We start from the raw sequence: 8,104 nt of genomic DNA, 5'->3' as shown, positions 1-8,104 counted from the left end.
ATCTCAAAAATTTCTTCTAGAGGCCGCGCGCTAAATACCTTTCAAAAACAAAGCTATTTAGCGCGCGGCAACGATTTTTGTGCCACAATGTCAAGCACTTTTTGCGTTAATTTGTTCCTTTTTGTATTAGTCTTTTCCTTTATTTCCTTTATAGAATTCTGAAACTCTAAACTCTAGTCAAAACACATAGTTCGCCCCGGCACCCACCTGCATCCCACTTGCAAGCAAAGTCGTCCGTTTTCGTGTGCTTTTGGCTTCGGCATGACAAAACCCCTATCGGGTACACCGGTGTTCCGGATTATGTGGTTTTGGAGCTATTCTGTCGGTTTGCTGCAAGCTGTTATGAGATTTAGATTCGGAAAATTGAATATCCGTTAAAATTAGTATGGTTGAAATTCCCACTTTCGGCCAAAAGTAGCCAGTCACTACTTTCAATCAGTACCCAATAATCTGGCCGAAAAATATATGACAGACTAGCGCAGGCATGAACTGCAATTCTATATATTGAGCCATTCAGGATGATTGACAGACAAACGTAACCATTTTGTTGCTTTTAATTCCAAAATACGGAAGATACACGGAAAACCTATAATTACTTCCTGACTGTCGATAATAATGAACAAACTAACCGCATTAGAGGTAAAAAGGAAATCCGGTGAAGAACCATTCTTTTCCAGAGGACAAAATCTTCCAATAAATTTATTGTCCTTTTGGCAGTGGTCTTCATCTGACTTGGTCGGGAATGCTCTACGCGGTCTTGTCGCTGAATATATAGTTACTTCTGCTGTAGGCAATCCTTCTGGCATCAGACAAGAATGGGATTCCTGTGATGTAATCACCACAGAAGGCGTAAAGGTAGAGGTAAAGTCATCCGCTTATATCCAGAGTTGGATGCAAAACAAATATTCAAGCATTCAATTTAGTATTCGTCCTACTTATGGATGGGAGGCGGCTACAAATGAATATTCTTCTGAAAAAATCCGCCAATCTGACGTATATGTGTTCTGTCTTGTTGACACCGGTCGAAAATTGACCAGGTAATTCACGTATCCTGCCTAAATTTTAGGCAGGAGAATTTAAGAGGTGATTACCATGGTTATGTATGCAAAGATACGGCGGATGTTTTACCGTGAACATCTGTCGATTAATGAGATTCAACGAAGAACGAGCCTGTCGCGGAACACGATCAAGAAGTGGTTGAAAGCGCCAAGTGATAGTGCTGTTAAATATCAAAGGGCGAAGAAGCTCGGCAAGCTGACACCGTTTGAATCCAGGTTGTTGCTAGCGCTGGAAGCGGATGCCCGCCGTCCCAGGAAAGACCGCCGCACGGCCAAGATGCTGTTCCAGGAGATCAGGAAGGGCGGCTATGTTGGCGGTTATACGATTGTGTGCGATTTCATCCGCAACTGGCGCAATCAAGGAAGTCAGAGTAAAACAGCGTATGTACCGCTGAAGTTTGCGTTGGGTGAAGCGTTTTAGTTTGACTGGAGCAAGAGTGGCTGGTGATCGGTGGTATTCACCGTAAAGTATTGGCTGCACATACCAAGCTATGCGCCAGCCGCGCTTTTATGTTGTCCGGCTATCCGTCACAAAGTCACGAAATGTTGTTTGATGCGCATACCCGTGCATTTGCAGCTTTTGGCGGTGTGCCGAAACGCGGCATTTACGACAACATGAAGACTGCCGTGGACAAGGTATCCAAAGGCAACGGGCGCGTAGTCAATACACGCTTCTTTGCGATGACAGCGCATTACCTGTTCGATCCTGATTTTTGCAATGTGGCTGTTGACTGCATTCGACCCAAAGCGGAAGGTGAGGTAGAACGATAATTCATATTCCAGTAGTATATAACGCTTCACATCACCGGCAGTAAAAAGCAAAGCGAAGAACGAGCGACGCTTTGCAATGTCCGGTGATGCATGGCGTTAGGCATTCGTAGTCAGGTTTGTAGAGAGCTTATTGATTACTCTAGGAATAGCTTTGTAAGCTTTCTCGATAGATTCTTTATGTCTGGTATCACCGAATTCCTGGTATTCGACGCGTAGTTCAAATGTTGCATCTACACCAAGGTATTTACTAATTGTTTGAAGATGGGGCGCTAAATGGTTCATTTCTTCTCTCGTTTCACCCTTTCCAAAACCAAATTCTCCGCATGATGTGAGTAACACAAGGGCCTTTCCTGAAAGAATAGGTTCTAGCGGAAAGTCACCACGGTTTAAGTCAAAGCTGAAGGTTTTGTTAACTCTGACAACTTGATCAACCCAAGCTTTCAATGCTGCGGGCATACCATAGTTATACATGGGCGTTGATATGACTATTACATTTGCTTCAGATAATTCATCAATCAAAAGATCAGATTGCCTTAATAATGAAATCTGCTCCTCTGTCCGGTCATTTTCTGGAGTAAAAGCAGCGGCTATCCAACTTTCAGAAATAAACTCTGGTGGCGCGCTGCCAACATCTCTGTAGATGAATTTGTCCTTCGCGTTTGCTGAGAGCCATTGGTTTTTAAACTCAGTTCCTAATGATCTTGAAATAGAACGCGATTTACGCGCACTTGCATCTATATGAAGTAAAGTAGCCATTAAATTCACCTGTTGTTGACGTAATATTTGTTATGAAGTATCTACAAATCTGGCTATCTTGACAAATGGTGAAAATACACCTATAGATGAATTTTTTACATCTATAGGAGCTATATGTTTACCCATTTACCACATTTAAATCAGGTGAGAGGGTTTGAAGCGGCTGCTCGATTGGGTAGTTTTAAGGCTGCTGGGGAGGAATTAAACCTCTCTCCTACAGCAATATCACATCAAATAGCCAACTTAGAAGATAAACTGGGGATTTTGCTATTTGAGCGAAGAACTCGATCGGTAATCCTGACTCGAGAAGGCTCTAAGCTCGCACAGGCGGCTCATCAGGCTCTGCAGCAGCTATCAACGGCACTTGAGGAAATATCCAATACAAAATCCGTTTTGAGAATTACTACAACCACGTCTTTTGCATCAATGTGGCTGGTGCCGAATCTGGCAAGTTTTCAAGAGAAATACCCTGAGATTCAAATAGAGATAAAAACCGGGGAAGATCTTATTGATATCAATCGAGATCGGCGTATCGATCTTGCAATAAGGTACGGTAAGTACGATGAAAAAAATGCGCATATGATAAAATTGGTGACCGAGCACTTTGGTGCTTATGCCACGGAAGATTATTTGAATCGCCATAAGGACTTAAAGGTTGGCACCCTTATTGAGACCCAATGGAAGAATAAAAACCTGCCGTCAATTACATGGCGCAACTGGTTACAGGCATTTCGACCTGATATGCCTATCCCGAAGATAAGCTGCTTCGATCAAGAACACCACGCTATTCAAGCTGCTTTAGCAGGACAAGGGGTGGTGCTCGTCAGCTCGGTATTAGCTAAAATGGCCATACAGCAGGGCTGGTTGAAGCCCTTGGATGGTAATTGCTCTATGCCAGGCTTTACATACTATTTATTGGTGTCGCCTTTTAGCGGAGAATTACGAAAAGTTATTGCTTTTACAGAGTGGCTAGTAGAAGAATTGTCAGAAAATACCTAACAAGTAATCTTGTAGTTTATGGATGAGAATAGTTCCATAAATGCTAATAAGTCGTGTGGAATAGTTTGCTAGCTGATCTTGGCTTCGTCAAATTTACTTTTTGCTTCAATAAATTGACCAAGCGCCTTAGTTATATAAGTCTTTACTTCATCCACGTAGCCGTCTGATGATGCCGACCAGATACGATTGATATATCGTTCACCTGCGGCAAACGATGACAGGATATTTGCATAATTTTGCAACCCAAAAGTATGACGCATGGATTCCCTGGCTTGGGCAAAATTATTCAAGTCTTCGCGAAATAATCTGTCGATTTCAATATGTGCTTGATAGATCGGCAATGTTTCACGTTTTTGATTAATCTCATTTAGATTTTTGATTATATTTTCAAGGCACAAGGTCATAAGCGCTAAATCATTATTTAATCTGCTATCAGAATGTGCAGCTTTACTCGTTTCATTTTTTGTTATTGCTAGTCCCACGAAACCCAAAAGAAGTGCCGGAATAAAATAAGTCCACAGTACTTTAGCCGCATCCAGTGAAGTTAAAAATGCTCCTGTAAGAAAACTGATAATGATTAAGCATATTCCAATTCTTTTTAGTATCATGATCCCTATAATCCTTGTGCGATTTTAATAATAGCGAAGCCGATACCAACCAGTGCCTCTCCTACAATCAGACCCGCAGCAGCTGGAATGCCTATGTTCCGAGAGAACGATTCCGGCAGCTTCGCGTCGCTTACGACACGTACTAAAGTACCGATCGCATAAGCGATAACAATACTAAATGGTAAATAAAAACCGAGGCCGACCGTTATACCCAGTCCGCCCGAAGTAGCACTTAATAGCGCGCCTAAACCGGCTCCAGCTAAATATTTTTCAAGTGGCACATTGCCACCCAAAATACCTTCAATCATGCTTGCCAATGCCAGCCCTTGTGGCGCAGGTAATTCATCACTGCCTAAACCATAAGCCTTATGCAGAATAAAAATAAGTGCCATAATTAAAATAGGGCCTAGCCAAGCACCCAGAAACTGCCCTATCTGCTGTTTTTTGGGTGTTGCACCCACTAAATAACCGGTTTTTAGGTCGAGCATCAAATCAGTTGCCTGCGACATGGCGACACAACAGGCAGCACCAACCATCACGGCAGCCATAATCGCGTCAGCTCTACCTAAGCCGCTGGTAATAAGAATCAATATTGTAACGGCAATTAAAGTCATTCCACTCAGTGGTGACCAGTTTGTCCGGCCGATACATTCAGATAAGATTACCCCTGCAATCCAGATCCATAATGTGCCGACAGCCGCCATTGTTAACCCGCGCAACCATCCCATTTGTTCTGTGGATTGAACGGCAATCACAATGAGCAACACAACAGCGCCAATGACTGCCCCGTAGAGTAAATTAATGGGCATCTCATCATGCGACCAGGAAGCTCCGGACTTAGCCGCATGCTGCATGGAGCGGATGGAGCTAATAATCAATGGTAGGGCCATGATAATGCCGGTTATTGCGCCACCGATAAGCATGCCAATACCTGTCGGCCTGAACAGAATTGCTCTGAGTTCATTGGGCTCAGTGATCGCCAGGCCATTGGTGCTAACGGGGAGTAATTCGGTATAAGCAAGCAAAGGGGCAATAAACCAGTAACAGACGAAACCACCGATAATAAACGCAACGCCGCCTTTGCCTGCAATATAACCCACACCGATCGTAAGTAATGACACATAGATAATGCCGTTCATATATTCGGGAAGGGCTATTACTGCTCCAAAATTATAGTTGTCATTACCAAGATAGGTTTTAACAGCGAAATGAGTCAAGCCGCTCAATAGCGCAGCGCCAATCAATAACTGAGCTTTTCTGATGCCTGCACCAGGCGATTTTAGAATAGTTGCTACCGCGACACCACCGGGATAAGTGAGCCGCTGATAATCAATCATCTGTTTACGCAATGGAATAATAAAAGCAATGCCTAGAAATGCACCGGCAATACAGCCAAAAACAAGTAGGTAAGGATTAAAATCGGGTTGTCCCAAAATAAATAATGCCGGTATCGAAAACATCATGCCACTGGCGGCACCATTCACCCCGCTGGCGATTGTTTGGGCTATGTTGTTTTCTACAATTGAATTACGCTGCATAAGCCCTCGCAAAATACCATAGCCCAATATAGCGGCTAGTTCCGAGCCTTCTATGGAAAAACCCAGCTTAAGTGCAGCATATCCGATACTGAGTGCTAAGATCGATCCTAAAAAATACCCTACAAATACTGCCGAATAGGTTAGTTCAGGATAGGGGCCATAGCGAAGCGTTTTATTAACACGATCTTGTTCAAAAGAGGTTTCATTGTTTGTCGACATGGATGGTTTTCTCTTATATTGCTATTTTCAGCTATGTCGCGAGGTTGGAAAAACCTGTTTTTCCAAATCTATTAGGAGATGGCAGTTCCAACTTATAGTTGGAATATTTCAATTATCATAAATTCTGTATATAAGAGTTAACTTGAATACAGAAATAATTCAGCAGATCGTTACCGATGATACCGATGACTCGTAGGTGTTCGTTGTCATGGCAATTTGGACTCGTACTCTATCAATATGATATTGCCGGGTTCAGTGCGCTTGTCAGTGTTCATGGCAAGGCGTGTCTTGCAGGAAATAGTCGTTCTATTACCAAAAGAAATAAGAAACATCTCAGTTCATCTTGTTCGATCTTTTTGTCAGATGATCGTAATATATTTGTTATTACTTGGCTAATGTTTGTGTGCATATTCCGGCCTAACCTGAACAGCCATTCTGGTTCAGTGTGAACATCTATTCTGGTAAACGTGAACAGCTTTTCCGGATAAAATGAAAATTTTTACTAGATTTTCTGTGTTTCTCATAAATCATTTTTTTCCATCCCGCAAATATCAGGATAAATCCTCCGGGGTTTTGCTTCGCATACATCCTTGAATTTACGTGGATTACAGAAGTCGTTTGGTGTGAGGCCTAAGGAAAATAAAACTCAATATTGAATTTCTAAATTTGCTGTTTTTCGATTTTTAAATGCCGCGAAACAAATTTCACCGTTCACCGAATTGACGTTCAACATGCCGGAACGACTGCTCAACTTTGCCGGAATATGCAATAAACCCGGAGGTGCAGTATGCCTTCTAATCCAGGGTATATAATTTAATCGATGCCACACACAGATCGGCTTTGAAGTTTCTGCCGATTGCGACTAATCCTATACGTTTAAGCTTATCTCTATGGAATTTTGTTGTTGTCCTATAGGCTTTTAAATCCTTAAAAGGAATGTATATTGTTTGCCAGTCTGATATGGCTTTAAAGCTGTAACGATACGATTGCCATGGCAGCCAAAGCTCAGTCGTTCGAAAGTGAAAATTATAGTGTTCATTGTTACCGGAAACGATGATTTCAACGCCTGCATAGGATGAGGCATCAAATGCCCCGTTATTTGTTAAATCCAGTGCCATCTGAACAAAACCGCCATTATTTTCGGTAGAAACATCACCACGAATGCGCAAGCAGTTTTTACCTTTGTAATTGTCCAGTGTTAACTCACCATTGGAAACGCCACCCATCACCTGATCAGTGACCATTCGCCATTGTGTGCCAAGGTTAGAACTTAAGTTGCCGCTGGTTCGATCATCAATAATTAAATTATTTGCCAAAGCGATATTCCAAGCCGAAATATACAGTGATAAACCTATTAAAGCTTTTAGTATAAAAAGGACATTCGATAGTAGAAAATTCATTGTCGCTTACCAAGCTACTGTGTTAGTTCTGTGAACTATCGACTATACACGAGTAAAATATAATACATTAATTAAGTTTCATAACGTTATTAAGGATGTAATTGGAACGCCTATGAAATTTCTCGTTTTTCCTGGAACTGTGCGAGATAGCACTCTGCCCAATCCTCCACGTCTTGGTCTGAGAGTAGCAAAAGCCGGTGCATCATATTATCAAGGTGATCTTTCAACAGAACTAATTGATCCGTTGGACTTGGATTTTGAACCATTATTTAAACCTTATTTTGCTTACGCACAAACCAAAGCACCGGCTCACCTGCAATCTTTGGCAGAAAAAATCAAAGCTGCTGACGGATATAACATGGCGAGCCCTGAGTATAATCATTCCATGAGTCCTGCCTTGGCTCATTTGCTTAGCATTTCAGAAGTTCGACATTCTCCTATAAACCATGCGCAATAGTTACCTATTCAGCTGGACAGTGGGGAGGTGCAAGAGCCGCGACAGGAATGCGGGCTTTTCTATCAGACCTCGGATGTTTACCAGTTTCAGCTATGATTCATATCCCAAAATCACATGAAGTACTGGCTGATGACGGTTCTTTTCATGAAAATGTGGATTCCGAAGGGTGGATTGATTATTTTGGCAGAACTTTCACTCAACTTAAGGGCATATCTAAAAATTGCGATTACAAAACGAAGCAAGTCTGGAAGTGAAGTTATTTTTCCTGGTTAGTGTATAATAACATTTTGTTTATTAT

General features: G+C 42.1%; 7 protein-coding genes and 1 pseudogene. 4 read left to right on the top strand and 4 right to left on the bottom strand.

All coding sequences use genetic code 11. The annotated features are described in order from the left end of the window. The first annotated feature begins 615 nt into the window (after nucleotides 1-615). Both BMY62_RS15315 and istA read left to right on the top strand, forming a co-directional pair. Nucleotides 616-1,041, top strand: coding sequence for a hypothetical protein (locus BMY62_RS15315; protein ID WP_090661997.1), 426 nt, complete (start codon nucleotides 616-618; stop codon nucleotides 1,039-1,041). 51 nt (nucleotides 1,042-1,092) lie between these two features. After that, nucleotides 1,093-1,784, top strand: a pseudogene (gene istA / locus BMY62_RS15310) (IS21 family transposase); the annotation flags it as partial. 141 nt (nucleotides 1,785-1,925) lie between these two features. Here the strand turns inward: istA and BMY62_RS15305 are convergent. Then, nucleotides 1,926-2,585: an FMN-dependent NADH-azoreductase gene (locus BMY62_RS15305; protein WP_090661994.1), complete on the bottom strand. Its 660-nt coding sequence runs from the start codon at nucleotides 2,583-2,585 to the stop codon at nucleotides 1,926-1,928. 114 nt (nucleotides 2,586-2,699) lie between these two features. Here BMY62_RS15305 and BMY62_RS15300 point away from each other — a divergent pair, with 114 nt between their 5' ends. After that, nucleotides 2,700-3,584, top strand: coding sequence for a LysR substrate-binding domain-containing protein (locus tag BMY62_RS15300; RefSeq protein WP_090661991.1), 885 nt, complete (start codon nucleotides 2,700-2,702; stop codon nucleotides 3,582-3,584). A 68-nt stretch (nucleotides 3,585-3,652) separates the two neighbouring features. On the opposite strand, the gene BMY62_RS15295 is transcribed toward BMY62_RS15300, so the two are convergent. The 3 genes from BMY62_RS15295 to BMY62_RS15285 form a co-directional block, all read right to left on the bottom strand. Next, entirely contained in the window at nucleotides 3,653-4,192 is a 540-nt protein-coding gene (locus BMY62_RS15295; protein ID WP_090661988.1) for a hypothetical protein, read from the bottom strand. A gap of 5 nt (nucleotides 4,193-4,197) precedes the next feature. After that, nucleotides 4,198-5,949, bottom strand: coding sequence for an OPT family oligopeptide transporter (locus BMY62_RS15290; protein WP_090661985.1), 1,752 nt, complete (start codon nucleotides 5,947-5,949; stop codon nucleotides 4,198-4,200). A gap of 794 nt (nucleotides 5,950-6,743) precedes the next feature. Then, a complete protein-coding gene (locus BMY62_RS15285) occupies nucleotides 6,744-7,349 on the bottom strand; it encodes a CIA30 family protein (protein ID WP_218143005.1) in 606 nt (201 codons plus the stop codon). A gap of 112 nt (nucleotides 7,350-7,461) precedes the next feature. On the opposite strand from BMY62_RS15285, the gene BMY62_RS16390 reads away from it, so the two are divergent. Next, entirely contained in the window at nucleotides 7,462-7,806 is a 345-nt protein-coding gene (locus tag BMY62_RS16390; RefSeq protein ID WP_218143004.1) for an NADPH-dependent FMN reductase, read from the top strand. Nucleotides 7,807-8,104 lie beyond the last annotated feature (298 nt).

It is taken from the genome of Nitrosomonas marina (assembly GCF_900111605.1).
GTDB lineage: Bacteria > Pseudomonadota > Gammaproteobacteria > Burkholderiales > Nitrosomonadaceae > Nitrosomonas > Nitrosomonas marina_A.
This window is presented reverse-complemented; position numbering and strand designations above follow the sequence as displayed.